Origin of the sequence: Micromonospora sp. NPDC048999, assembly GCF_040649295.1 — a bacterium.
Lineage (GTDB): Bacteria > Actinomycetota > Actinomycetes > Mycobacteriales > Micromonosporaceae > Micromonospora.
In genome coordinates this window covers 40,633-65,263 of the sequence record NZ_JBEZFI010000011.1, presented here as the reverse complement: position 1 = coordinate 65,263, position 24,631 = coordinate 40,633, and the positions used below count along the sequence as shown (strand labels likewise).

Annotated in this window: 20 protein-coding genes; 15 read left to right on the top strand and 5 right to left on the bottom strand. The window is 70.3% G+C overall.

Annotated features, from left to right (window positions below; all coding sequences use genetic code 11):
- Positions 1-34 precede the first annotated feature (34 nt).
- From AB0C02_RS15230 to AB0C02_RS15220, 3 genes are all read right to left on the bottom strand, one after another.
- A complete protein-coding gene (locus AB0C02_RS15230) occupies positions 35-1,645 on the bottom strand; it encodes an NAD(P)/FAD-dependent oxidoreductase (RefSeq protein ID WP_357548506.1) in 1,611 nt (536 codons plus the stop codon).
- A gap of 121 nt (positions 1,646-1,766) precedes the next feature.
- Positions 1,767-2,744 (bottom strand): SIS domain-containing protein, encoded by a 978-nt coding sequence (locus AB0C02_RS15225; RefSeq protein WP_357548503.1) that lies wholly within the window; start codon positions 2,742-2,744, stop codon positions 1,767-1,769.
- A gap of 12 nt (positions 2,745-2,756) precedes the next feature.
- Entirely contained in the window at positions 2,757-3,833 is a 1,077-nt protein-coding gene (locus AB0C02_RS15220; RefSeq protein ID WP_357548502.1) for a hypothetical protein, read from the bottom strand.
- A 132-nt stretch (positions 3,834-3,965) separates the two neighbouring features.
- Here AB0C02_RS15220 and AB0C02_RS15215 point away from each other — a divergent pair, with 132 nt between their 5' ends.
- The 4 genes from AB0C02_RS15215 to AB0C02_RS15200 are packed head-to-tail and all read left to right on the top strand — an operon-like array spanning position 3,966 to position 7,820.
- On the top strand, positions 3,966-5,078 hold the full coding sequence (locus AB0C02_RS15215) for a spermidine/putrescine ABC transporter substrate-binding protein (protein WP_357548501.1): 1,113 nt from the start codon (positions 3,966-3,968) through the stop codon (positions 5,076-5,078).
- A complete protein-coding gene (locus tag AB0C02_RS15210; protein WP_357548499.1) occupies positions 5,079-6,002 on the top strand; it encodes an ABC transporter permease in 924 nt (307 codons plus the stop codon).
- A complete protein-coding gene (locus AB0C02_RS15205) occupies positions 5,995-6,765 on the top strand; it encodes an ABC transporter permease (RefSeq protein WP_357548495.1) in 771 nt (256 codons plus the stop codon). Before AB0C02_RS15210 ends, AB0C02_RS15205 begins: the two co-directional genes overlap by 8 nt.
- On the top strand, positions 6,762-7,820 hold the full coding sequence (locus AB0C02_RS15200; protein ID WP_357548494.1) for an ABC transporter ATP-binding protein: 1,059 nt from the start codon (positions 6,762-6,764) through the stop codon (positions 7,818-7,820). Before AB0C02_RS15205 ends, AB0C02_RS15200 begins: the two co-directional genes overlap by 4 nt.
- Before the next feature lie 92 nt (positions 7,821-7,912).
- Here the strand turns inward: AB0C02_RS15200 and AB0C02_RS15195 are convergent, their stop codons facing one another.
- Positions 7,913-8,563: a TetR family transcriptional regulator gene (locus AB0C02_RS15195; protein WP_357548492.1), complete on the bottom strand. Its 651-nt coding sequence runs from the start codon at positions 8,561-8,563 to the stop codon at positions 7,913-7,915.
- Between the two features lie 117 nt (positions 8,564-8,680).
- Here AB0C02_RS15195 and AB0C02_RS15190 point away from each other — a divergent pair, with 117 nt between their 5' ends.
- From AB0C02_RS15190 to AB0C02_RS15170, 5 genes are all read left to right on the top strand, one after another.
- A complete protein-coding gene (locus tag AB0C02_RS15190; protein ID WP_357548490.1) occupies positions 8,681-9,979 on the top strand; it encodes a glycosyltransferase in 1,299 nt (432 codons plus the stop codon).
- 59 nt (positions 9,980-10,038) lie between these two features.
- A complete protein-coding gene (locus AB0C02_RS15185; protein ID WP_357548489.1) occupies positions 10,039-11,427 on the top strand; it encodes an FAD-dependent oxidoreductase in 1,389 nt (462 codons plus the stop codon).
- A gap of 9 nt (positions 11,428-11,436) precedes the next feature.
- Positions 11,437-12,843 (top strand): aminobutyraldehyde dehydrogenase, encoded by a 1,407-nt coding sequence (locus AB0C02_RS15180; protein ID WP_357548488.1) that lies wholly within the window; start codon positions 11,437-11,439, stop codon positions 12,841-12,843.
- Positions 12,844-13,103: 260 nt separating this feature from the next.
- Positions 13,104-13,931: a DUF72 domain-containing protein gene (locus tag AB0C02_RS15175; protein ID WP_357548629.1), complete on the top strand. Its 828-nt coding sequence runs from the start codon at positions 13,104-13,106 to the stop codon at positions 13,929-13,931.
- Between the two features lie 256 nt (positions 13,932-14,187).
- Entirely contained in the window at positions 14,188-15,120 is a 933-nt protein-coding gene (locus AB0C02_RS15170) for a serine hydrolase (protein WP_357548487.1), read from the top strand.
- Positions 15,121-15,333: 213 nt separating this feature from the next.
- Here the strand turns inward: AB0C02_RS15170 and AB0C02_RS15165 are convergent, their stop codons facing one another.
- Positions 15,334-16,407: an acetylxylan esterase gene (locus tag AB0C02_RS15165; protein WP_357548485.1), complete on the bottom strand. Its 1,074-nt coding sequence runs from the start codon at positions 16,405-16,407 to the stop codon at positions 15,334-15,336.
- 300 nt (positions 16,408-16,707) lie between these two features.
- On the opposite strand from AB0C02_RS15165, the gene AB0C02_RS15160 reads away from it, so the two are divergent.
- The 6 genes from AB0C02_RS15160 (at position 16,708) to AB0C02_RS15135 (ending at position 24,617) form a co-directional block, all read left to right on the top strand.
- Complete coding sequence (locus AB0C02_RS15160; RefSeq protein WP_357548484.1) at positions 16,708-17,652, top strand: ABC transporter permease subunit; 945 nt, start codon at positions 16,708-16,710, stop codon at positions 17,650-17,652.
- The gene (locus tag AB0C02_RS15155) at positions 17,649-18,578 is read left to right on the top strand and encodes a carbohydrate ABC transporter permease (RefSeq protein ID WP_357548482.1); all 930 of its coding nucleotides are present in this window, start codon (positions 17,649-17,651) and stop codon (positions 18,576-18,578) included. The genes AB0C02_RS15160 and AB0C02_RS15155 overlap by 4 nt, the downstream gene beginning before the upstream one ends.
- Before the next feature lie 49 nt (positions 18,579-18,627).
- On the top strand, positions 18,628-20,265 hold the full coding sequence (locus tag AB0C02_RS15150; RefSeq protein WP_357548480.1) for an extracellular solute-binding protein: 1,638 nt from the start codon (positions 18,628-18,630) through the stop codon (positions 20,263-20,265).
- Between the two features lie 73 nt (positions 20,266-20,338).
- Positions 20,339-21,901: a xylan 1,4-beta-xylosidase gene (locus AB0C02_RS15145; protein ID WP_357548476.1), complete on the top strand. Its 1,563-nt coding sequence runs from the start codon at positions 20,339-20,341 to the stop codon at positions 21,899-21,901.
- Positions 21,898-22,587 (top strand): DUF624 domain-containing protein, encoded by a 690-nt coding sequence (locus tag AB0C02_RS15140; protein WP_357548474.1) that lies wholly within the window; start codon positions 21,898-21,900, stop codon positions 22,585-22,587. Before AB0C02_RS15145 ends, AB0C02_RS15140 begins: the two co-directional genes overlap by 4 nt.
- Positions 22,584-24,617 (top strand): beta-galactosidase, encoded by a 2,034-nt coding sequence (locus tag AB0C02_RS15135; protein ID WP_357548472.1) that lies wholly within the window; start codon positions 22,584-22,586, stop codon positions 24,615-24,617. Before AB0C02_RS15140 ends, AB0C02_RS15135 begins: the two co-directional genes overlap by 4 nt.
- Positions 24,618-24,631: the final 14 nt, after the last annotated feature.

Genomic DNA, 24,631 nt, shown 5'->3' with positions numbered 1-24,631 from the left:
GGCAGCACCACGCACTGCCGTCGGCACCGGTCGGCTACGGGCCGGCGACCTCCTTGGCGGCGCGTTCGCCGGATTCGACCGCCCCGTTCAGGTAACCGAAGTAGTCGATCGAGGTGTGCTCTCCGGCGAAGTGAACGTTGCCTTCACGAGCGGCCTCGATGCCGAAGAAGCGGGTGTATTGGCCCGGCTTCTGAGCCGAGTAGGCGCCCTTCGACCAGGGGTTGAGCGGCCAGGCGTCCCGGTAGGCCTTGCCGTTGTAGGCGGCCGTGATGCCCGGATAGATCGGTTCCAGCTGGTTCAGCAACGCCGTGACCTGGGCGGCCGGGGCCGCGCCGAACGCCGCTCCGGTCCACGCCTTCGTCTGGCTCCCACCCGGGAACTCGCAGAGCACGCCGGTGCTGGTCGGCTGGTTGACGGTGTCATCCCAGGCGCACTGGAATCCGGTGGCGTTGGTGTAGGTGGAGCCGCCGTAGCCCTGTGCCACCCACGGCCGGCTGGTGAACTGGACGTGGAGCTTCGCGTTGCTGCCCAGGTCGAACTCGTTGATGGAGCGCATCTTCACCGTCGAGAACCCGGCCTTGGACAGGTCACACTCGCGCAACATGGTGAACGGCAGGGCAAGGATGACCTTGTCGGAGGTCACGTCGGTGTACTTGTTGCCGGCCTGGAAGGTGCAGGTCGCCGAGCCGTTGGCGTTCGCCTTGACCGCCACCAGCTTGCGGTCCAGCGTCACGGTGCCGGCCGGCAGCTGGCCGACCATGGCGGTCAGCAGTTGGTCGTTACCGCCGACGATCGTGTACTTCTCGTCGTCGCCGGCAATCGGAGACAACGAGTTCGGCCCGTTCGAGCCGAGCAGGTAGATGAGGTTGAGCGCCGACTGCTGGTCCGGGTCGAGCCCGTACTCGGCGAGGGCATCGCTCTGCATCAGCTTCGCGAACCGGCTGGCGAGCCCGCCCGGCATGTTGGCGTCCAGCCACTCGTTGACGGTCTGGTTGTCCAGCGCCAGCCCCGCCGCGGTGTAGCTGTCGTACCGCTGCGGATACGGCGCGGCCTGCTGGGCGGCCTTGAACGCCTGGTAGACCTGTCTCCAGTCGGCGCTCGCGTCCTTGTAGGTGTATTCCGCGCCGTCGATCCAGTATTTGTCGCCGCCGGGGGGCTGGTTGCCGCCGTTCACGGTGCGAAGGCTGAGCCCGAGACTGTTCGCGAGGCTACGAATGGTGTTGTGATCGGTGTTGATGAACGCGCCGCCGTGCTCGACGACCACCCCGTCGTCGAAGAAACCACGCAGGCTGTAGCAGCGGCCCCCGATCCGGGAGTTGCCCTCGTAGACGGCGGCTCGGATGCCCTTGACCTTGTAGAGCCAGTGGGCGGCGCGGATACCGGCGAGCCCCGCCCCGACGATGGTCACCGACGGTGGCGGAGTGGGCGCGGCGGCAGCGGCGGCGGGACGGGGCAGGCCGGCCGCCGAGGCGACGGCGGCCGCGCCGACGACGGCGGCACCGCCGAGCAGCTTACGGCGGGACAGGCCCGCGGCGTGCATCTCGATGACTTCGTCGACCGGGATCCCGGTCCGTTCGGATTCGGCGTGCGCGGCGAGCGTGGCACGCAGACGGCTGGTGAGTGGTGTTCGACCCCTGGAACCCATGACTGACCTCCGGTCGCGAGCGCCTGAGCTGGCGTGCCCGACATTTAAAGCCGGATTCAGTTAGGTAGTCAAGAACTTCGTTGGCCATTAAGGGAACGGCCGGACGGAGCTGATCTTGGCTTCAGGAGCTGGCCCACCACCGGGCGGCCACGAGTTCAGCGATGAGCGTCTCGGTAAGCAGGCGCACGCCGGGGTCGTCGTCGCCGTGGTAGCGGAGCACCGCCGCGGCGTCGGCCACCTCGGCGCCGACGGCGAGCACGGTGGCCTTCCGCTGTCGCAGCCAGTCCAGCGCCGGCGCGTCGTACCGGGAGCCGGGGAAGAGCACCGCCCGGTAGTCAAGCGTTTTGGTGAGGTAGACGTCGACGTGCGACCAGTCACCGGTCTCGCATCCGACGGCGGGACGGCGGGGGCCCTCGCGGACCATCAACGCCGACTGCAACGCGGAGGAGAGCCGCTCGGCCGGTGCGAGGGTGTGGACGCCGTGCGGGCCGTCCAGGAGATCGGCGGTCGCCGGCAGCCAGGCGTCACGGCGGGCGAGCAGGTCCTCGGTGGCGTCGGCGGCGCGCCGGGCGAGGTTGACGACGTCCCGCCGGCCGAGATTCACGACGTCCCGCCCCGCCGCCAGCCGGGCCACCAGGTCCAGCAGCAGCACCAGGGTGTGCTGGAAGGTTCGGCACGCCACCCCGCCGGTCTCGGCCCCGGCGTGCATCGGGACGACGAGGTCGGCGGCGTCGGCCAGCGGCGAGTCGGGCGCGTTCGTCAGCGCGACGAGCCGGCCCGACCCCTGGTAGCGGCTCGCCGCGTCGAGGGTCTCCTGGCTGTTCCCGGTGGCCGAGATGGCAACCACCAGGGTCCGTGGTCCGGGTGGATAGCTGCTGGCGGCCGAGGCGTACTCGGCGACCGCGTCGACGCCCGCGGCGCGCAACCGCAGCGCAGCCATCTCAGCCGCGTAGCGGGAACTGCCCATGCCGAGCAGGAGCACCCGCTCGCTCGGATCGGGAAGTCCGTGCCACACGTCGCCGTCGGCGAGCACCGCGGCCAGGCGGCGCAGCGACTCCGGTTTGGCTTCCAGGTCGGCCAGGAACAGGCGCGGGTCCATCAGGCTCCTCGGTCAGTCGTACCAGCCGTGCAGCACACCCATCGGGGCGTACCGCCAGCGGGGCAGGAAACGGGCGGCGTAGCACAGCTCGCGGCACTCCTGCTCGACCTCGAACGGCCGCAGCAGCCGCTCGTCGAACAGGTACGCCATACCGCGCTCGTCCAGGATGCGGAGGTACGCCGCGAGCAGTTCGTCGCCCGCCCGCTCGCACCAGTCGGTCACGGCCGATCGGTGTCGGTCCTCGGTGCGCCGGTTGGCGATCTGCCCGACGTGCAGCAGGCTGGTGCGCAGCTGCGCCACGTCCCGCGCGGCCGGCTCGGTGAGGGGGCCACCGCCCGGCGCCGCGAGGGTCGGGTTGCCGTCGAAGTCCGTCACGGCGAGCCCGCCCCGCCACCGCAGGACCTGCCCCACGTGCAGGTCGCCGTGCGGCTGGATCACGTACGCCCGGTCCACCTCGCGGGACCGCTCGATGTCGGCGGCGAGCCGGGGCACCCGGGCGGCGAACCAGTAGGCCTCATCGTCGTCGGCGGCAGCGGTGAGCCGGTGCGCCTGGTCGAGGACCGCCAGGCCGTCGGCCGCCCAGTCGCGGTGGCTGACCTGGACCGGCGCCGGGATCGTCTCGGACGGCGTGGCCAGGGCGCAGTGCAGCTCCGCGGCCAGCACCCCGAGGTCACCGGCCAGGTCGGCCGGCGGTCCCCCGTCGAGCTGGTCGAGCAGGGCGTCGACGCACCAGTCCCACCCGTCGGCGGCGTCCGGCAGAAAGCCGGTCACGACCGCTGCCAGGCCGGTCTCCGCCCCGTCGCGGTAGACGGCCGCGTACGGCGTCGGCGTGCGGGTGAAGCCGGTGGCCGCCAGATGAGCCAGCAGGTGGGGAGCCCGGCCGGGTACCTCGCCGCCGGTCGCGGGCCGCATCCACTTCACCACCACCCGCTCGCCCACCACGACCGAGGTGTTGGTCTGGTCGACGGTGATCAGCCGTTCCTCGAGGGGCCCCGCGGCGAGCGGAACGAGGCGGCGCACTCGCAGACCGGCTGCGGCGCCACCGGTGGCGATGGCGTCGACGAGCGCGGCGGAGGCACCGGGGGGCACTCGGGCGTGTGTTGAATCCAAGTTCAGTTTCCGACGTAAAACTCGGCTGCAAAAGGCAGCATGAGTCTTGCGCACGTTGACTCTCGTTGCAACACTCCGGTTCACTGTCTCGACTCCCGACAGGAGTACCGAGTGTCACTGTTGAAAAGAGCCCGGCGTGGCGCCGTCCCGGCAGCCCTCGCCGCTGGCCTCGTGCTCGCCGTAGCGGCGTGCGGCGGTGGCGCCGACAACGCTGGCGCCGCGAGCCCGGATATGCTCGACCCGAACGCCGACCTGGGCAAGCAGAAGCTCACGGTCTCCAACTGGGACGGCTACATGCCGGAGGACCTTCCCGCGAAGTTCAAGGCGGCGAAGGGGCCGGCGGTCACCGTCACCAAGCACGCCACCAACGAAGAGATCATGGCGAAGCTGACCGCCGGCGCGGACAGCGGCATCGACGTCGCGTTCGTGTCCGGGCAGTTCGCCCAGGCGCTCGCCGAGCAGGGCCTGCTGGAGCCGATCCACGCCGACCTCGTGCCCAACCTCAAGAACCTCTACCCGGAGGCCGGGCAGCTGGCCTACGACAGAGGCAACAAATACTCCGTGCCGTACACCTGGGGCACGACCGGCCTGTGCTACCGCACGGACCTGACCGGCTACACCCCGGACAGCTGGGACGACCTGCTCTCGCCCAGGCCGCAGCTGGCCAAGAAGGTGACCATGATGGCCACCGAGCGGTGGCTCATGCTCCCTGCGCAGAAGACGCTCGGCTTCTCGGCCAACACCACCGACGCCGAGCAGCTGGAGCAGGTGAAGCAGAAGCTGGTCACGGCGAAGAAGTCGCTGCTGGCCTACGACGACACCACCTTCGGCGACCGGCTCAAGTCGGGCGAGGCCGCCCTGGTAGAGGCGTGGGACGGCTGGTGCCCCACCGACGACCCGAAGATCAAGTTCGTGGTGCCCAAGGAGGGCAGCGACCTCTGGGTGGACACCATGGTCATCCTGAAGACGTCGAAGAACAAGGAGGCGGCGCATGCCTTCATCAACTACGTCCTCGACCCCGACAACCACTCCTGGGCCGCGGAGAACATCCTCTACAAGGTGCCGAACGGCGCCGCCATGGCCAAGGTCGACGCCAAGCTGCTGGAGACCCACCCGCAACTGAAGATCACCCCGGCCGACCTGTTGAAGCAGGAGGTGCCGGTCGACCTGGGTGACGCCGCGCCGGTCTACACCCGGATCGCGACCGAGGTGTCGGCCAGTTAGATGAGTTCGACACTGACCCCTCAACGCGCCGCCCGGGCGGACGTCGGTCCGCGCGGGCGGCGTGCCGCCCGCCGCGAGCGACTCGTCGGGCGGCTGGCCACCCTCGGACCCGGGCTGGGCTACCTGATCGTCTTCATGCTGGTGCCGCTCGCGCTCGTACTCAGCTACACGCTCTTCCACCGGGGCCGCTTCGGCGGCATCGTCTACGAGGCCTCGACGGAGAACTTCACCCGCGTCGCGGACGGGCTCTACCTCGGCGTGGTCTGGACCTCGGTGAAGCTGGCCGGGATCACGACGCTGCTGGCGCTGCTGCTCGGCTATCCGACCGCGTACTTCATCGCCCGGCTCCCCCGCACCTGGCGCACGGTCGCGCTGGTCCTCGTGGTGCTGCCGTTCTGGACCAACTTCCTCATCCGCACCTACGCGTGGATCATCCTGCTCAACAGCGAGGGCGTGATCAACCGGGCGTTGACCGGAATCGGGCTCATCGACCGACCGCTGGAACTGCTCTACACCCCCGGCGCCGTCGTCGGCGGTCTGCTGTACGCCTACCTACCGCTGATGGTCCTGCCGCTGTACTCGGCGATCGAACGCCTCGACCCGCAACTGGGCGAGGCCTCGGCCAACCTCGGCGCCCGCCCGGCCCGGACGTTCTGGTCGGTCACCCTGCCGCTCACCCTGCCCGGCGTGCTGACCGGCTGCGTCTTCGTGTTCGTGCCCAGCCTCGGCAACTTCGTGATCCCCGAACTGCTCGGCGGCGGTCGGACCATGCTGGTCGGCAACCTCATCCGCGACCAGTTCCTCAAGGCGCGGGACTGGCCGTTCGGCTCGACTCTCGCGCTCATCGTGATCGCCCTGCTCGTCCTGCTGCTCATGGTGCAGGCGTGGGCGGCCCGACGGCTGGCAGGGGGCAACCGTGCGTAGATTCAGCTGGCTCTACCTGCCCGCGGGCCTGACGTACGTCTTCCTCTACCTGCCGATCGCGGTCCTCGTAATCATGTCCTTCAACACGGCCGACACCCCATACCGGTGGGACGGGTTCGGCACCGCCTGGTACGGGCGGCTGTTCGCCGACTCGGCGGTGCGCGAAGGGCTGATCAACACGCTGATCGTCGCAGCCGGCGCCACCGCGCTGTCGACGGTGCTCGGCACCCTGCTCGCCGTCGGGCTCGCCCGGTACACCAGGTCGAAGCTGCTCGACGCGATCGCGGTGGCGCCCGCGGTGCTGCCCGACATCGTGCTCGCCATCGGCCTGCTCGCCTTCTACACCGCGGTTCAGTTCACGCTCGGCCTGCACTCGATCCTGCTGGCGCACACGGTGTTCGGCACGGCCTTCGTCGCGGCCGTGGTACGCACCCGGCTGGCTCACGTCGACGGGTCGCTGGAGGAGGCCTCCCGCGACCTGGGCGCCACCCCGCTGCAGACGTTCGTCCGGATCACGATCCCGTCGCTGGCCCCGGGCATCATCGCCGGGGCGCTGCTGGCCTTCTCCCTGTCCATCGACGAGTTCGTCATCGCCTTCTTCACCGCCGGTCCGCAGGACCCGACGCTGCCCATCGTGATCTATTCGATGGTGCGCTTCGGCGTCACTCCCGAGATCAACGCCCTGGCCACGCTGCTGCTGGCAGTCAGCTTCACGTTCGTCATCGCGGCCCAGCGCCTGTCCCGCCTTACGGAGTCGATTTGAGCGAGCACCACGCCGAGGAGCCCCTGGTCAGCATCCAGTCGGTCAGCCGACGCTTCGGCGACGTCCGGGCGCTGGAGCAGGTGAGTCTCGAGATCCGCCAGGGCGAGTTCTTCGCCCTGCTGGGCCCGAGCGGCTGCGGCAAGACGACCCTGCTGCGGATCCTCGCCGGCTTCGAGCACCCCGACAGCGGGTCGGTGACCCTCGACGGCGCCGATCTGCTCGCCATTGCACCGCACCGGCGACCGGTCAACCTGATGTTCCAGTCCTACGCGCTGTTCCCGCACATGACCGTGGCCAGGAACATCGCGTACGGGCTGGAGCGCGAGCGGCTGCCGAAGGGCGAGATCCGCGAGCGGGTGGAGGCGGTTCTCGACACGGTCGGTCTCACCGGCCTGGCCCGCCGCCGGCCCCACCAGCTCTCCGGTGGCCAGCGGCAACGGGTCGCGCTGGCCCGAGCGATCGTGAAGCGTCCCCGGCTGCTGCTGCTCGACGAGCCCCTGTCCGCGCTGGACAAGAAGGTGCGCGCCGAGATGCAACTGGAGCTCAAGCGGTTGCAGCACGAGGTCGGCATCACCTTCGTGGTCGTCACCCACGACCAGGAGGAGGCCATGTCGCTGGCCGACCGGATCGCCGTGATGAGCGAGGGCCGGGTGCGTCAGATCGACGCGCCGGTGCCGCTGTACGAGCGGCCCGGCGACCTGTTCGTGGCGGACTTCATCGGGGCGAACAATCTGATCGCCGGCGTGGTCACCGCGGACGGCCTGCGGGTGCCCGACGTCGGTGTGCTGCCCTGTCCCACCTCGCCGGACGCCGTCGGGGCCACGGCGACCCTGGCGGTGCGCCCCGAGCGGGTCCGGCTGGGCGCCGACGGCGGCCTGGTCGGGGTCGTGCGCGACGTGACCTTCTTCGGCGGGACCACCCGGATCGCGGTGGACGTGGCCGGGCTCGACCGGCCGCTGCTGGCCACGGTCGCCGGCGCGACCTCCGTGGGACTCGGCGACAAGACCCGGGTGGACTGGTCGGTCGCCGACGCGGTGCTGCTCGACGGGGCCTGAGCCGCCGATGGCGGGCAGGATCGACGAGGTCCGCCCCGCCCACACCGGCCGTGCGGTCCGCATCGGACCGCCGGCCGCGACCGGTGTGGACGTCAGGTCGTGGCCTTGCGGGGGCGTGGTCGCTTGGCCGGCTCCTCGGGGACGTCCAGCGGGTTGCCGGTCACCAGCCGGGCGTACGACAGGATCAGCTCGACCGCCTCGGCGGCGTGCAGGGTCGGGTGTCGGGCGACGATCCGGTAGCCGTACGCGTCCTCGAGCGCCACCAGGTTGCGGGCGATGGCCTGCGAGTCCGCGGCGAGGGCGAACACGCCCTGGGCCGCGCCGATTTCGAGGATCATCTGGTACATGGAGACCTGCCGGTCGTACAGCGTGGTCAGCAGGGCGGCGTAGACCCGGTTGCGGCCGGCCGCCCCGCCAAGTTCGCAGAGCAGGCGCACGTCGGCGTCCTCGGCGTCGGTGGGTAGGCCGGAGCGGATGGTCACCACGAGCTTCCGCACCGGATCGGAGAGGTCGGCGATCTTCTTCACCCGCAGCTCGTAGAAGCGCTCCATGCCGGCGTGGTGCGCTTCCAGCAGCAGGTCCCGCAGGTCCGGGTAGTGGTAGAGGACCGCGCCGGAGGTGAGACCCGCCTGTTCGGCCACCTGGTTGAGCAGCACCGTGTCGGTCCCGTGCTGCAGCATCGCCCGGCGCGCGGCCTCGATCAGGTCCTGCCGTCGCTCGGCACGGGATTTGCGGGTTTTCATGGGGCACCGCTCCGAGGTACGACGTCAAACTCTCCCTAACACCATAGTGCCTGCGTATTGACGACCGAGCGGGGAGCTTGTTGAATTTCGATTCAACAGTCACCCCCGGGAGATGTGATGTCTCAGCTGACGGTCCTGTTCATGCCCGAGAGCGCGTACGGCCCCACCAACAACTGCATCGGCATCGGCGACGTGCTGCGCCGACGCGGACACCGGGTGGTGTTCGCGGCCGAGGCGTCGTGGCGGGGCAAGCTCACCGCGCTCGGCTTCGAGGAAGACCTCGTCGACCTCACCCCACCGCCGGAGAACGCCGAGGAACAGGACGCCGGCCAGTTCTGGAAGGACTTCATCCGGGACACCGCGCCCGAGTTCCGCAAGCCGACGATCGAGCAGCTGGACACCTGGGTCAAGCCGGTGTGGGTCGAACTCATCAACGGCGCCAGGTACTGCCAGCCCAGGCTGCTGGAGATCATCGACCGGGTCAGGCCGGACATCATTGTCGAGGACAACGTGGTCGCCTTCCCGGCGCTCAACACCGCCGGCGTGCCCTTCGTCCGGATCGTCTCCTGCAACCCGCTGGAAATGAAGGGCCCGGACGTCGCCCCCGTCTTCTCCGGCTACCCGGCCGCCGACCGGTCGCGGTGGGCGGAGTTCCAGGCCGAGTACGACCGCGTCCACCGTCCGGTGTGGGAGGAGTTCGACGCCTGGGTGCGCGAACAGGGCGCGCCGGGCCTGCCCGACCTCGAGTTCATCCACGAGGGTGACCTCAACCTCTACGTCTATCCGGGCATCGCCGACTACACCGACCCCCGGCCGCTCGGCCCGACCTGGCAACGACTCGAGTCGTCGGTACGCGAGACCGACGAGGAGTTCACCATGCCGGCGGAGCTCGCCGACCGGGACGGGGCGTTGATCTACTTCAGCCTCGGCTCGCTCGGCTCGGCCGACGTCGAGCTGATGCGGCGGGTCATCGACTCGCTGGCCAAGACGCCGCACCGCTACATCGTCTCCAAGGGCCCGCTGCACGCCGAGATCGAGCTCGCCGACAACATGTGGGGCGCCGAGTTCCTGCCCCAGACGAAGATCATCCCCCAGGCCGACCTGGTCATCACCCACGGCGGAAACAACACCACGACCGAGGCGTTCCACTTCGGAAAGCCGATGATCGTGCTGCCGCTCTTCTGGGACCAGTACGACAACGCGCAGCGGGTCGACGAGCTCGGCTTCGGGGTGCGCCTCGACCCGTACCGGTTCACCGACGAGCAGTTGCACGGGGCGATCGAGCGCCTGCTGGGCGACGAGGACCTACGTAAGCGGCTCGCTGAGCACGGCGCACAGATCCGGGCCGCGGACGGCCTGCGGCAGGCCGCCGACGCGATCGAACGGTTGGCCAGGCCGGCCGGGGCCCGTCGTTGACGAACTGGTATGCCCCACCAGGGGCCGGGAACGGCTCGGCCCAGGCGGCGTCGGCGAGGGTGGAGCGAGCCCTCGCCGACGCGGCACCGGCGGTCTTCTGGACGGATCGTCCCGAGCGGCCGCAGCCACGGCCACGGCTGACCGGCGCGCACGCCGCCGACCTTGTGGTGATCGGCGGCGGGTTCACCGGCCTGTGGGCGGCCATCCTGGCCAAGCAGGACAATCCCGCCGCCGACGTGGTGCTGCTGGAGGCCGAGCGGGTCGCCTTCGGCGCATCCGGGCGCAACGGCGGGTTCATTTCCGATTCGCTCACCCACGGCCTGTCCCACGGCGTGTCACAGTGGCCCGGCGAGATGGAGTCGCTCGTCCGCCTCGGCCGGGAGAACCTGGCCGCGATCGCCGAGACGGTGCGGCGCTGCGGCATCGACACGGGCCTGCGGCTCTGCGGCAAGACCACCGTGGCGGTCGCCCCCCACCAGGTGGCCGAACTCGCCGCCCTGGCGCAGCTGCACCGGGCGTACGGCGACGACGTGACACTGCTCGACGCCGAGCAGGTGCGCGCCGACGTGGCCTCACCCCTGTACCTAGCGGGCGTACGACTGCGCGGCACTGGCGGCCTGGTCGACCCGGCCCGGCTGGCCTGGGGGCTGGCGGGCGTCGCCGAGTCGCTCGGGGTCACGATCCACGAGGACACCAGGGTCACCGGATTCGACCGGTCCCGCAGCGGCGTCGTGGTGCGTACGGCCGGCGGTCGGATCAGCGGTCACCGGGTGGTCATCGGCACCAACGCCTATCCCCCGCCGCTGCGGCGGTTGCGGCACTGGATCCTGCCGGTCTACGACTACGTCCTGGTGACCGAACCGCTCAGCGACGCACAGCGGAGCGAGCTGCGATGGCCCGAGGCGCAGGGCGTCACCGACGCCGGTAACCAGTTCCACTACTACCGCCTCACGGACGACAACCGGATCCTGTTCGGCGGCTACGACGCCATCTACTCGTTCGGTAACCGGGTGGACGCGGCCCTCGACCAACGCGATGCCACCCACCGCCTGCTCGCCCAGCACTTCACGGAGACGTTCCCCCAGCTCGACGGGGTCCGGTTCACCCACCGTTGGGGCGGAGCGATCGACTCCACCACCCGGTTCACCCCGATGTTCGGCACCACCCGCGACCGGCGGATCGCCTACGCCGTCGGCTACACCGGCCTCGGCGTGGCCGCGTCCCGCTTCGGCGCGCAGGTGGCACTGGACCTGCTGGCCGGGCGGGAGACCGAACGGACCCGGCTGCGGATGGTGCGGCGGCGACCGGTGCCCTTTCCGCCGGAGCCGCTGCGGTACCCGGTGGTGGAGATGACCCGTCGCGCGCTCGCCGCAGCGGACGCCCGCGACGGGCGCCGGGGGCCGTGGCTGCGACTCCTGGACAAGTTCGGTGTCGGTTTCAACAGCTGAGGAGCGACCGTGGCCATACTGACCAACCCGGCGACCGGTGCCGTCATCGGCGAGATCGCGGATACGGAGACTGGAGACATCGCGAAGCGGGTGGCCCGGGCGCGGACCGCGTTCGAACAGTGGCGGGACGCCACCCCGGCCGACCGTTCGCGCGTCCTGCTGCGGCTGGCCGACCTCGTCGACCGGGACGCCGAGGAACTGACCCGGCTGGAGGTGGAGGAAACCGGCAAGCCGGCGTCGGTCATGCGCGGCGGTGAGTTGCCGTTCGGCGTGGACAACCTGCGCTTCTTCGCCGGCGCGGCGCGCTCGCTGGACGGGACGGGCGCGGGCACGCTGTCTGCCGGCTACACGTCGCTGCTGGTGCGCCGGCCGGTCGGTGTCGTCGGCTCGATCGCACCCTGGAACTTCCCGCTGATCATGGCGATCTGGAAGATCGGCCCGGCCGTGGCGGCCGGCAACGCGGTGGTCATCAAGCCCGCGCCGCAGACACCCCGCACCACCCTGGCGTTGGCCAGACTGGTCGAGGAAGCGGGTGCGCCGGCGGGTCTGGTCCAGGTCGTCACCGGTGGCGCCGACGTGGGGGCGGCCCTGGTCGCGGATCCGGGCGTGGACATGGTCAGCGTCACCGGATCGACCCGGACCGGGCGGGAGGTGATGAGCGGCGCGGTGGCCGGTCTCAAGCGGGTGCACCTCGAGCTCGGCGGGAAGGCCCCGGCGATCGTCTTCGACGACGCCGACCTGCCCGAGATGGCGTCCGGCGTGGCGATGGGCGCGACGTACAACTCGGGTCAGGACTGCACCGCCGCCACCCGGGTCTACGTCCAGCGGTCGGTCTACCAGGATGCGGTCGGCGCGCTTGAGGCCGCGCTGGCGAAGGTACGCACCGGCGACCCCTGGTCGACCGAGACCGACATCGGCCCGCTCATCTCGGCCGATCACCGTGATCGGGTGGCGGGTTTCGTGGCCCGCGCGGCAGCCGAGGGCGCCACCGTCGCGTTCGGTGGTTCGCCCGTGGACGGTCCCGGCTTCTTCTTCCCGCCCACTCTGGTCGTCGGCGCCGCGCAGCGCAGCGAGATCGTGCAGGGCGAGGTGTTCGGACCGGTGGTCGTGGTGCTCCCCTTCGACGACGAGGACGATGCGGTGCGGCTGGCGAACGACAGCCAGTACGGGCTGGCATCGTCGGTGTGGACCCGCGACGTCGCGCGGGCCCTGCGGGTCAGCCACCGCCTTGACGTCGGCGTCACCTGGATCAACGACCACCTGCCCATCGCCTCCGAGGCACCGCACGGCGGCGTGAAGGGCTCCGGCTTCGGCAAGGACATGAGCCAGGAGGCGGTCGCGGAGTACTCCGTCACCCGGCACCTCATGATCAAGCACGCGGCGCCCGCCAGCCGCGACTCCTTCCGGCCCGCCTGACGGTCGTCCCTCGCGGTGCCACCGGCTCGACCGCGGCGGTCCTCGCCCAGCAGATCGTCGGCCAGCGGTACGACCGGATCGGCGGGCACACCGGCCGGGCGTACCTGCGGTCCGTCGGCGACGGACCCGGGCCGGGCACTGGGCCGAAGGGGTACGTCCGGGGTCCGATCGTCGGACCGGATACCGTACCCGCAGCGCGGGGTCGCGTCCGCGCGGTCGAGCGGCGGGAGGGTCGGATGCGCCTGCACGTGGGGTGCGCGATGTGGACGCACCGGTCCTGGCAGGGGCGCTTTGTAGCCCACCCGCTGCCGGCGCACGAGCGGCTGCGCGCCTATGCCGGCTGGTGCAACGCGGTCGAGGGGAACACCACCTTCTATGCAACCCCGGCGCGGGAGACGGTGGCGTCGTGGGCCCGGCAGACCGACGTCGACTTCCGGTTCGTGCTCAAGCTGCCGAAGGTTGTCACGCACGAGCGCCGGCTCACCGGCGGCGACGAGGAGCTCCGGCTCTTCCTGAACGCAATCGAACCCCTCGGGCCCCGAGCCCATGCCCTCTGGATCCAGTTGCCGGGCTCGTTCGGCCCCGCCGACGTACCCGCGCTCGCCCGCTTCCTGCGCGGGCTGCCCGCCGCCCACCGGTACGCCGTGGAGGTCCGCCATCCCGCGTTCTTCGACGACCCCGGCGCGGTCCGGACGTTGCAGGAGACCCTCGGCAAAGTCGACGCGGAGTGGATCCCCTTCGACACCACCGCGTTCTTCCGCACCCCGCCGACCAGCGACGCGGAGCGGGAAGCGTGGACCCGCAAGCCGCGCACCCCGCTGCGCACCGGCGCGCTGACCGACCGGCCGATCGTCCGGTACCTCGGCCGGGACGACCCCGCCCGGACGGTCGAGGGCTGGCAACCGTGGCTCGACGTGGTGACCGACTGGCTGCGCGAGGGCCGGTCGCCGACGGTGTTCGTGCACACCCCGGACAACACGGACGCCCCGGAGCTGGCCCGCCGGTTCCACGACGAAATCCGGGCGCGCCTGCCCGAGGTCGAGCCGCTGCCCGAGCCGGCGCCGGTCGGGCCCTCGACGCTGTTTTGACCTCGAAGGCAACGCCGGTTCGGCGAACAGCGTCCTAAAGGGACAGCGGGGCCGCCCGGGTTCACCTAGGGTGGCCGGACGGCACTGGCGGCGTTCGGTGGCTGGCGTATGGGCCCTCGTGCGCCGGTGCCGGATGACGTATCGGCCGTTGGGACAGGAGAGAAACCGCGTGACGAGCAGGTTGAATCGTAGGACCGCGCTGGGTCTCGGCACGGTGGCCACAGCCGGTGCCGTACTCGGGATGGCGGGTCCGGCCATGGGGGCACCAGCCGGCGCGAGTGGCGTATCGGACAAGAAGGGCGGCACCCCGGCGAGCCGGGTGGCCGACGCATATCAGCGGGAGAAGAGCCGGGCCGGCGGGAACTGGTACGCGTACGTCAGCGTCGCGGGCGTCGGCGGCGCGCCGCAGGTGGCGGTGCAGGAGAAGGCCGACCGGGTGGTCGAGGCGTACAGCGTCAACAAGATCGCCGTGGCCGTCGCGGTGCTGGACAAGGTCGACCGGGGCCTGCTGACGCTGGATCAACGGGTGGAGGTCACCGCAGCGATCGTGGTGCCCGGCGGTGATGGCATCTTCGGTCTCGACAGCGCCTACCCGAGTTCGGTGACGCTGGGACACGCGCTCGCCACGCTGCTGACCCTCTCCGACGACACCGCCGTCCGGCTCTGTGGCCTGGTCTGCCCCGCCGCCGAAATCAACCAGATCCTGGTCGCCAAGGGCTTCCCCAACACCCAGGTCGAGCCGGTCGCCAACCCGAACCGCTTCTACCTCGGCACCAGCACCGCGCGGGAGACCCACAACCTGTTGCGGGCGCTGGTCGCCGGCACCCTGCTCTCGCCGTCCTCAACGACCTTCCTGCTCAACCTGTTGCGTTCCCCGATCGCCTTCACCGACGGCATCCGACGCACCATGTCGTCCGACGAGCGGGCCCGGGTCGCTACCAAGGCGGGTTGGTTCGACGACGCCCGGCACGAGGCCGGGATCATCTTCAACGCGGCCGGCGCGCCGGTGCTGACGTACGTCCTGTTCGCCGATGGGCAGGCGGACCCCGACAACTTCGGCGCCACGCACCCGGCGGTACAGGCCCGGGCGGCGATGGGGCCGAAGTTCCTGGCGGCGGTGAGTGGGGCGACCAGCCCCGTCGCGCTGGTGCACCGGTCGCGCAGCTACCGGCCGACCAACGGCGGCTGAGCCACCGCTCTCGGCCGTCGGGCACGCGGTCGGCCGCTGCCCGGGCCCACCGGCAACGGTGGACCCGGGCAGCGGGGTGCCGACGAGATTCGGCATCGCTGCCCGACCACCATCAACGCGCGTAGGAGTGGTACAGCTCGTTGCGAAAGATCTCGCCCGGGTCGTGGCGGCGTTTGGCCGCCACGACCGTCTCCCAGGCCGGGTAGGCGCTGGCTACGGACGGCTGGTCAACCGTTCGGCCGGCCGGCTGCGCGAGCCAGGCACGCTCGGGCCGCTCGACGGAGCGGGCCGTCGCGGGTCGGGCAGCACCGATGCGAGCCACCGCAACTGGCGCCGCACGTGTACGGCCTCCCCGCCCTCGTGTTGGTTGAACGGGTAGACGTGCAGCTCGCGCTCTGGCGAGCCGGGCCGGCCGTTGGCGGCGCCGTACTGGTTGTGGGCGGCGAAGCCGGTGCTGGGCGGGCAGACCGGGTCGCGCAGCCCGATCCCGAAGTGCGCGGGAGCGGTGGCCCGGCGGGCGAACGTGACGCCGTCGACGTACGACAGCGTCCGGCGGACCGCCGTCTCCGCCTCCCGATTGACGGCCAGGTAGCGCACGATCTCACCGTACGGGGCGGCGTCGGTGATCTCGATGGCCCGCTCGATGTGACAGAGGAACGGGGCCGTGGTGAGCACCGCGGCGAGATCGGGCACCAGCCCCGCCACGGCGAGGGCGAGGCCGCCACCCTGACTGTTGCCGGCCACGACGACCCCGTCGGGGTCGACACCCGGCAGGGCGCGCGCCGCCCGGACCGCCCGGACCGCGTCGGTGATCAGCCGACGGTAGTGGTAACCGTGGGGTGTCAGGATGCCCCAGGTCACCGGCCAGGGGCCGCCGGCCGTCCCCTGCCCCGGGTCGGGAGTGTCCCCGCCGCCGTGCTGGCCGGCCTGCCCTCGGCAGTCCATCAGCAGGTGCGCGTAGCCGGCCACCGGCCAGGTCAGCCGCTCGTGCGGCAGGCCGCGCCCGCGCCCATAGCCGGTGAACTCCACCACCGTGGCCAGTGGTTCGGCCACTCCGGCGGGACGGGTATACCAGGCCCGGACCGGGTCACCGCCGAAGCCGGCGAAGGTGACGTCCCAGGAGTCGACCAGCCGTAGGTCGGTCGGCTCCGGCCGTACGTCGAGCAGGACCGGCCGGGTCTCGGCCTCCACGAGGGTCGTCTGCCAGAACGCGTCGAAGTCGGCCGGTTCGGCCACCACGGGCGCGTAGCGACGCAACTGGTCGAGAGGGAGGTCGAACAGTGGCATGAATCCTCGTGTGGTTCGAACGGACGCGGGAATGTCCGGAAGTTTCGCGGCACTCTATCACGTCGACATCGACGCTCATGCACCCCGAAATGGCTCCCTGCCGACGTGACGGCCCTTTACGCCGGCACCGTCCGTCCCGGAGTGCGGCGTAACTCCCCTGGTTTTGTCAACCCTTGACACATTCACGTCGCTGCCCCTAGGTTGCCGAAAAGTACCGTGGTGTCGCCGAAAGTTTCGGCGCGCCGATGCCGCGCGGGCCGGACGGCCGCGGGTTGACCCGGGTCGGTCGAGGGGGTCCACGTGAACAGCAGGTTGCCCGGCCCGGCCCGCCGCCGCGCCGGTCGGCGCACCTGGCGCCAGGCACTGCGGCGGGACTGGCAGCTCTACTCCCTGGCGGTCCTGCCACTGCTGTTCTTCCTGGTCTTCCGCTACCTGCCGATGCTCGGCAACGTGATCGCCTTCCGGCGGTTCCAACCGGGCGGGAGCGTGTTCGGCGAGCGCTGGGTGGGCCTGCGGTACGTACGCATGTTCATGACCGACTCGACGTTCTGGGACGTGTTCACCAACACGCTGGTGCTGGGCGCGCTGACCCTGTTGTTCTGTTTCCCGCTGCCGATCGTGCTGGCGCTGCTGCTCAACGAGCTACGCAGCCGCCGACTCAAGCGGTTCGTCCAGTCGGTGTCCTACCTGCCGCACTTCCTGTCGATCGTGATCGTGGCGGCCATGGTCATGCAGTTGGTGTCCATGGACGGGACGTTGAACCAGTTCGTCCGCGCCGTCGGCGGCGAGGCGGTGCCGTTCCTGCAACAGGCCGGGTGGTTCCGGACGATCTACGTCTCCTCAGAGGTCTGGCAGACCGTCGGCTGGGGCACCATCCTCTACCTCGCCGCGCTGACCGCCGTCGACGAGGACCTCTACGAGGCGGCTCGCATCGACGGCGCCAACCGGTGGCGGCAGACCTGGCACGTGACGCTGCCCGGGATCCGGCCGACGATGGTGACCCTGCTGATCCTCAACATCGGCACGTTCATGGCGGTCGGCTTCGAGAAGATCCTGCTGCTGTACAACCCGCTGACGTACCCGACGGCCGACGTGATCTCCACCTACCTGTTCCGGGTCGGCATCGTCTCCAACAACTTCAGCTACGCGGCGGCCATCGGCCTGTTCGAGTCCGTGATCGGGCTGACGCTGGTGCTGTCGGCGAACGCGATCTCCCGGCGGGCGGTAGGGACGAGCCTGTGGTGACCATCGACAAAAGCGCTGCCGCCCCGCCGACCGGCCGCCGGCACGGCGCTCACACCAGCCGGGGCTACCGGGTCTTCCGGGTCGTCAACGCCATCGTCCTGACCGGCGTCGTGCTGGTGACCTTGTATCCCTTCGTCAACATCGTGGCCCGCTCGCTCAGCGACAACGCGTACATCGTGTCGGGCGAGGTGAACCTGATCCCGCGCGGGTTCAACCTCGTCGCGTACCGGGCCGTGATGTCCGATCCGATGTTCTGGACGAACTACCGCAACACGGTGGTTTACACGGTCGTCGCCACGGCTGTCTCGATCGTGCTGACCACCTGCTACGCCTATGTGCTGTCGAAGAAGCAGCTCAAGGGCCGCACGGCGCTGGTCGGGATCGCCGTGTTCACCATGTTCTTCACCGGCGGTCTGATCCCCAACTACATCCTGGTCACCAGCCTCGGGTTGAAGAACACCGTGTGGGCGATCGCGCTGCCCAACGCCATCAACGTGTTCAACCTGCTCGTGATGAAGGCGTTCTTCGAGAGCCTGCCGGTCGAGTTGGAGGAGGCGGCCGCCGTCGACGGGCTGAACACGTACGGCATTCTGCTGCGGATCGTGCTGCCGCTGTCGAAGGCGGTGGTCGCCACGATGGTGCTCTTCTACGCCGTCTCCTTCTGGAACTCCTGGTTCGCCGCGTTCCTGTACATGGACCGCATGGATCTGTTCCCGGTGACCGTGTATCTGCGCAACCTCATCGCCGGCGCGACCGACGCGACCTCGGTCGGCGGTGGCCTCGGCAGCGCCAGCGACGTCGTGCAGTCCGCGGCCACGATCCAGTCCGTGACGATCGTGCTCACGGTCCTGCCCATCCTGGCGGTCTACCCCTTCATCCAGCGGTACTTCGTCTCCGGAGTCATGCTCGGCGCGGTCAAGGGGTGACCGCCGGCGCAACCACCCACACCGCTCCCCACCCGAAAGGAATCCCCCCATGGCCCCACTCTCCCGGCGCCAGTTGCTGTTCGCCGCCGGCGCGGCCGCCGTCGTCTCGGTGGCCGGTTGCAGCGACGATGCCGACGACAAGAAGGACCTCTCCGGCAACCGGGCCGGCGCCATGGACAAGTACGGCGTCGGCGACCAGTTCAAGGCCACCACGGCGGTCTCCTTCTCGATGCTCTACAACAACCATCCGAACTACCCGTTGAAGGACGACTGGCTGTTCTGGTCAGAGCTGGCCAAGCGGACCGGCGTCAAGATCGAGCCGGTCGCCGTGCCGCTGAGCGACTACGAGCAGAAACGCAGCGTCCTGGTCGGCGCCGGTGACGCGCCGTTCATCATCCCGAAGACCTACCATCCGCAGGAGGACGCCTACGTCTCCTCCGGCGCGATTCTTCCGGTCAGCGACTACCTCGACCTGATGCCCCACTTCAAGGACAGGATCGAGAAGTGGAACCTCCAGCCGGAGATCGACTCGCTGCGCCAGGAGGACGGCAAGTTCTATCTGCTTCCCGGGCTGCACGAGAAGCCCTGGCAGGACTACACCCTCGCGGTCCGGATGGACATCCTCGATGAGCTCAAGATCCCGGTCCCGGAGACCTGGGACGACGTCTACACCATGCTCAAGGCGATGAAGGCGGCACACCCGGACGTTTACCCGTTCTCGGACCGGTTCGGCAAGCCCAACCCGGCCGGCAACCTGTTGAACATGCTCGCCCTCGCCTACGGTCTGCAGGGGGCCGGCTGGAATTTCCAGCACACCAGCTGGGACGCGAACGCCAAGAAGTTCGTCTACACCGGCGCGTCCGAGCAGTACAAGGCGATGCTGGAGTTCCTGCACAAACTGGTCGACGAGAAGCTGCTCGACCCGGAGACCTTCACCCAGACCGACGACCAGGCCCGGCAGAAGCTCGCCAGCGGCAAGTCCTTCGTCATCAGCGCCAACGCGCAGAGCATCGTCAACGACTACCGCCCCGACATGGCCAACACTCTGCCGAACGCTCGGATAGCCAAGATTCCGTTCCCGATCGGGCCGGCCGGGCCGATGAACCCGGCGAGCCGGCTCGAGAACGGCATCATGATCTCCTCGAAGGCCCGCGACGGCAAGAACTTCGTGGCCATGATGCAGTTCATCGACTGGCTCTGGTATTCCGACACCGGCCAGGAGTTCGCCAAGTGGGGTGTCGAGGGCACCACCTACACCAAGGACGCCTCCGGCAAGCGCACCCTCACCCCCGACGTCGACGTCCTCGGGCTCAACCCCAACGGCACCAAACACCTGCAGAAGGACTTCGGCTTCTACAACGGCATCTTCGCCTACGGTGGCCGCCTTGAGCTGGTCCAGTCCTTCTTCTCCGAGGAGGAGATGGAGTTCCAGAAGGTGCTCAACGCGCGGCCGATCGTCGCGGTGCCGCCGCCGCACCCGCTCAGCGACACCGAACGCGAGCAGGTGACCCTCTGGGAGACGCCGCTGAAGGACTACGTCTACACGAACACGCTGAAGTTCATCCTCGGCCAGCGCCCCCTCGGCGAGTGGGACGCCTACGTGACCGAGCTCAACGGCAAGAACATGGGCTCCTACCTGGACGTCGTCAACAAGTCGTACGACCGCTACCAGAAGAACCACGGCTGACCGCATCCTTCGGTCGGGCCCGCCGGTGGGCCCGACCGGGTGCGCGGGACGGAGAGCGGAGGAAAGGATCGGGATGCGGATCGTCGTACCGGAACAGGCCACGGGCCGGCTGACCGACGCGTGGCGGGCCTGCGTCGGCACCGGCCGGTTCGAGCTTGCCCTGCGGCGCGACTACCAGGAGTCGCTGGCCCTCGTCCAGCGGGAGATCGGTTTCCGGCACATTCGCGGGCACGGGCTGTTCAGCGACGGCACGGGTATCTACCGGCCCTACGAATACCGGGGGTCGCGTCAGGTGCGGTACGCGTTCACGTACCTCGACCAGGTGATCGACGCCTACCTCGAGCTCGGCATCCGGCCCTTCCTGGAGCTGGGCTTCATGCCCGCCGCCCTCGCCTCCGGTGACCAGACGGTGTTCTGGTGGCGCGGCAACGTCACCCCGCCGAAGTCCTGGCAGGGCTGGGCCGACCTGGTCCGGGCCACGCTCACCCACCTGGTGGGCCGCTACGGGCTCGACGAGGTACGCACCTGGCCGATCGAGGTGTGGAACGAGCCCAACCTCACGGTGTTCTGGCAGAACGCCGATCGGGACGCCTACCACCGGCTCTACGAAGTGACGGCGCACGCGGTCAAGGAGGTGGACGCCGCGCTGCAGGTCGGCGGGCCGGCCATCTCCCCCGGCGCGGACGAGTGGCTGCTGCCGTTCGCCGAGTTCGTCACCGCCCGCTCGGTGCCGGTCGACTTCGTCAGCCGGCACGCGTACACCTCCGGGCCCGCCCAGCACGTGCCGTTCGGCACCCACCAGACCCTCGCGCCCGCGTCCAGCCTGCTGGACCAGTTCGCCAGCCCACGGCGACACCTGCGCGGCAGCGCGCTCGCGGACCTGCCGGTGCACATCACCGAGTTCAACTCCTCCTACCGGCCCGACAACCGGGTCCACGACACGGCCTTCCACGCCGCGTACCTCGCCCCGGTGGTGGCCACCGGCGGCGACCTGGTCGACTCCTTCTCCTACTGGACCTTCAGCGACATGTTCGAGGAGGAGGGGGTGCCGACCGCGCTGTTCCACGGCGGGTTCGGCCTGCTCACCCACCGCCAGATCAAGAAGCCCACCTACCACCTGTACGCGTTCATGGCCCGCCTCGGCGACCAGGTCCTCGCCCGCGGCCCGGACCACCTGGTCACCCGGGACGCCACCGGCCGGATCGCCGTACTGGCTTGGGCACCGGTGGACGCCGCCGGCGACACGCCCGGCCCGGACCGGCACACCGTCCGCCTGTCGCTGCCCCTGGGCACGGCCGCGTCGGGCGCCGCGTTCCTGCTGCGCTCGTCGGTCGACGAGGAGGTGGGCAACGCCTGGACGGCGTGGTGCGAGATGGGCCGCCCCACCTCCCCCAACACCCGCCAACTGGACGCCCTGCGGGAGGCGGCCGAGCCGGCCCGGCGGCACGCGAGGCTGCCGATCGAGGCCGGCCGGGTCGCGCTCGACCTGCACCTGTCCCGGCACGAGGTGACCCTGGCCGAGCTGACCACGGTGACTGACGAGACCCCGCCGTGGTGGGACGACGACCGGCTGCTCGGCCGCACCGCCGGCGACGGGTCGCCGCGCGACGCCGGACTTGACGAGGAGACGACGTGAGCGACGTCTTCGGCGCGCGGCGCCAGTTCGGCGACGGGCCACTGTCCCGCGCCGCGGCGCTGGTCTACACCGTGCTGGTGGTCGAACTGCTGCTCCTGGTCACCACCGCGCCCGGACTGGTCGCGCTGATGCTGCTGGAACGGGATGTCAGCAACCTCCCGCTGGCCGCGGCCTGCGCGCTGCCGCTCGGCCCGGCCGTGTCCGCCGCCCTGTACGCGCTTCACCACCAGCGTCCCGACCCGACGGACCTGCACCCGGCGCGCGTCTTCTGGCGCGGCTACCGGGCCAACCTCGCCGACGTCCTGCGAATCTGGGTTCCGCTGCTGCTGTGGCTGACCGTCATCGCGATGAATCTCGCCCACCTGCCGGCTGCGAGCGTCCCCCGCTGGTGGGCGGCGCCGCTCGTGCTGGTCGGGGCCGGCGTGACCCTGGTCGGTGTCAATGCGCTGGTGATCGCCTCACTGTTCTCCTTCCGGTTCCGGGACATCCTGCGGCTGGCCCGGTACTTCCTCGTACGCGCCCCGTCCGTCACCCTCGGCAACGCCGGGCTGCTGGTCGCGGTCGCCGCCCTGACCGTGCTCGCCTCGGAGGCGGTGGTCGTGGCGCTGGGCGCGGTGCTGGCCTTGGCCCTGCTGGTCGGCAGCCGCCCGATGATCACCGCCATCCGGAAGGAGTTCATCGGATGACGCTGCCGGTCACGGCCAAGGTGCCCTTCGGGGGCGACTACAACCCCGAGCAGTGGGCCGAGCCGGTGTGGGGGCGGGACTACGAACTGTTCGGGCTCGCCCGGATCGACACCGTCACCCTCGGCGTCTTCGACTGGGCACTGACCCAGCCGGCCCCGGGCGTGTACGACTTCTCGCTGCTGGACCTGATCGTCGAGCGGGCCGGCGGCGAGGGCCGCCAGATCTGCCTGGCTACCGGCACCGCCGCCCACCCGCCGTGGCTGGCCCGCGCCCATCCCGAGGTCACCCGCGTCGACTTCGAGGGGCGCCGGCACCGGTTCGGGCAGCGGCACAACTCCTGCCCCAGCTCCCCGGTCTACCGCCGGCTCTCCGCCGAGCTGGCTCGTCGCGTCGCCGCCCGGTACGCCGGCAACCCGGCGATCGTCGCATGGCACGTCGGCAACGAGTACGGCGGCGCCTGCTACTGCGAGCTGTGCGCCGCGGGCTTCCGGGACTGGCTGCGCCGCCGGTACGGCAACCTGGACGCGTTGAACGCGGCCTGGTACACGACCTTCTGGTCACACACCTTCACCGACTGGGAGCAGATCGAACCGCCGTCGGCTCTGACCGAGCACTGGCGTGGCCCCGACCACACCGCCTTCCAGGGCATCACCCTCGACTACCTCCGCTTCTGCTCCGACGCGATGCTGGCCAACTTCCTCGACGAGAAGGCGGCGATCCGCGAGTCCAGCCCGGACGTTCCGGTGACCACCAACTTCATGGGCATGTACCGCCCGATCGACTACCACCGCTGGGCCCCGCACCTCGACTTCGTCTCGTGGGACAACTACCCGCCGGACGACCACTCCCCCTCGTGGATGGCGCTGGCCCATGACCTGATGCGGGGCCTGAAGGACGGTCAGCCGTTCTGGCTGATGGAGCAGACCCCGAGCCACACCGCCTGCCGGGACGTCAACCCGCTGAAGCGGCCCGGCGTGATGCGGCTGTGGAGCTGGCAGGCGGTGGCGCACGGCGCGGACGCGGTTCTCTTCTTCCAGCTACGCGCCTCGCGCGGGGCCTGCGAGAAATACCACGGGGCGGTCATCGGCCACGCCGGCCGGGCCGACACCCGGGTGTTCCGGGAGGTCGCGCAGCTCGGCGCGGAGTTCGACCGGCTCGGCGGGGCGAGCCTGGGTGCGCGGACACCGGCTCGGGTGGCGTTGCTGTTCGACTGGGACAGCTGGTGGGCGCTGGAGATCTCCGACGGTCCGAACCGGCTGGTCCGCTATCAGCAGGTTCTCCTCGCCTACCACCGGGCGTTGTGGGACGCGGGGGTCGATGTCGACGTCGTCGCGGTGACCGCCGATCTGTCCCACTACGACGTGGTCGTCGCGCCGGTGCTGCACATGCTCAAGGGCGATCTGCCGCACCGGCTGGTGGAGGTGGCCGCCCGAGGCGGCTCGGTGGTGACCACCTTCCTCTCCGGCCGGGTGGACGAGAACGACAACGCCTTCCTCATGGACGTGCCCGGCCCGCTGGGCCGGTTGATGGGCGTACGTGTCGACGAATGGGACGCCCGCGGGCCGGAGCTCGTCAATCCGGTGCTGCTGCAGGCGGGTAGCGACCGGGTCGAGGTGGCGTCCCGCCTGGTGTTCGAGCTGGTGATCCCGCAGGGGGCGGAGGTGGTCGGCACGTACCAGGCCGACTTCTACGCCGGCACCCCCGCCGTCACCCGCAACAGGGTCGGGGACGGCGACGCCTGGTACGTCGGCGCGGGCCTGGATCAGCAGGGGGTGTCCTGGGTGGTCCGGCGGGTGCTCGACCGGCACGGCCTGGCCGGCCCCTACGCGGACGTGCCCGACCTGGAGACGGCCGTGCGGGTCACTCCCGACGGCGTGCGACTGCGTTTCCTGCTCAACCACCGCGCCGAGCCCGTCGAGGTGGCCGCGTGCGTCGGCGGCGTCGACCTGCTGACCGGCGACCGGGTCGAGCGCGGCCGGCCGGTCCGCCTCGACCCGCGGGGGGTCGTGGTCGTGCGTGAGGACGCCTGAGGTCCGCGTGATCG

Coding starts and splice junctions, on each gene's coding strand:
- AB0C02_RS15225 (WP_357548503.1), bottom strand. CDS start 2,744: ATGGACCCGCGCCTGTTCCTGGCCGACCTGGAAGCCAAACCGGAGTCG.
- AB0C02_RS15175 (WP_357548629.1), top strand. CDS start 13,104: ATGTGGACGCACCGGTCCTGGCAGGGGCGCTTTGTAGCCCACCCGCTG.
- AB0C02_RS15145 (WP_357548476.1), top strand. CDS start 20,339: ATGCGGATCGTCGTACCGGAACAGGCCACGGGCCGGCTGACCGACGCG.
- AB0C02_RS15210 (WP_357548499.1), top strand. CDS start 5,079: ATGAGTTCGACACTGACCCCTCAACGCGCCGCCCGGGCGGACGTCGGT.
- AB0C02_RS15165 (WP_357548485.1), bottom strand. CDS start 16,407: ATGCCACTGTTCGACCTCCCTCTCGACCAGTTGCGTCGCTACGCGCCC.
- AB0C02_RS15150 (WP_357548480.1), top strand. CDS start 18,628: ATGGCCCCACTCTCCCGGCGCCAGTTGCTGTTCGCCGCCGGCGCGGCC.
- AB0C02_RS15230 (WP_357548506.1), bottom strand. CDS start 1,645: ATGGGTTCCAGGGGTCGAACACCACTCACCAGCCGTCTGCGTGCCACG.
- AB0C02_RS15135 (WP_357548472.1), top strand. CDS start 22,584: ATGACGCTGCCGGTCACGGCCAAGGTGCCCTTCGGGGGCGACTACAAC.
- AB0C02_RS15195 (WP_357548492.1), bottom strand. CDS start 8,563: ATGAAAACCCGCAAATCCCGTGCCGAGCGACGGCAGGACCTGATCGAG.
- AB0C02_RS15170 (WP_357548487.1), top strand. CDS start 14,188: ATGGGGGCACCAGCCGGCGCGAGTGGCGTATCGGACAAGAAGGGCGGC.
- AB0C02_RS15190 (WP_357548490.1), top strand. CDS start 8,681: ATGTCTCAGCTGACGGTCCTGTTCATGCCCGAGAGCGCGTACGGCCCC.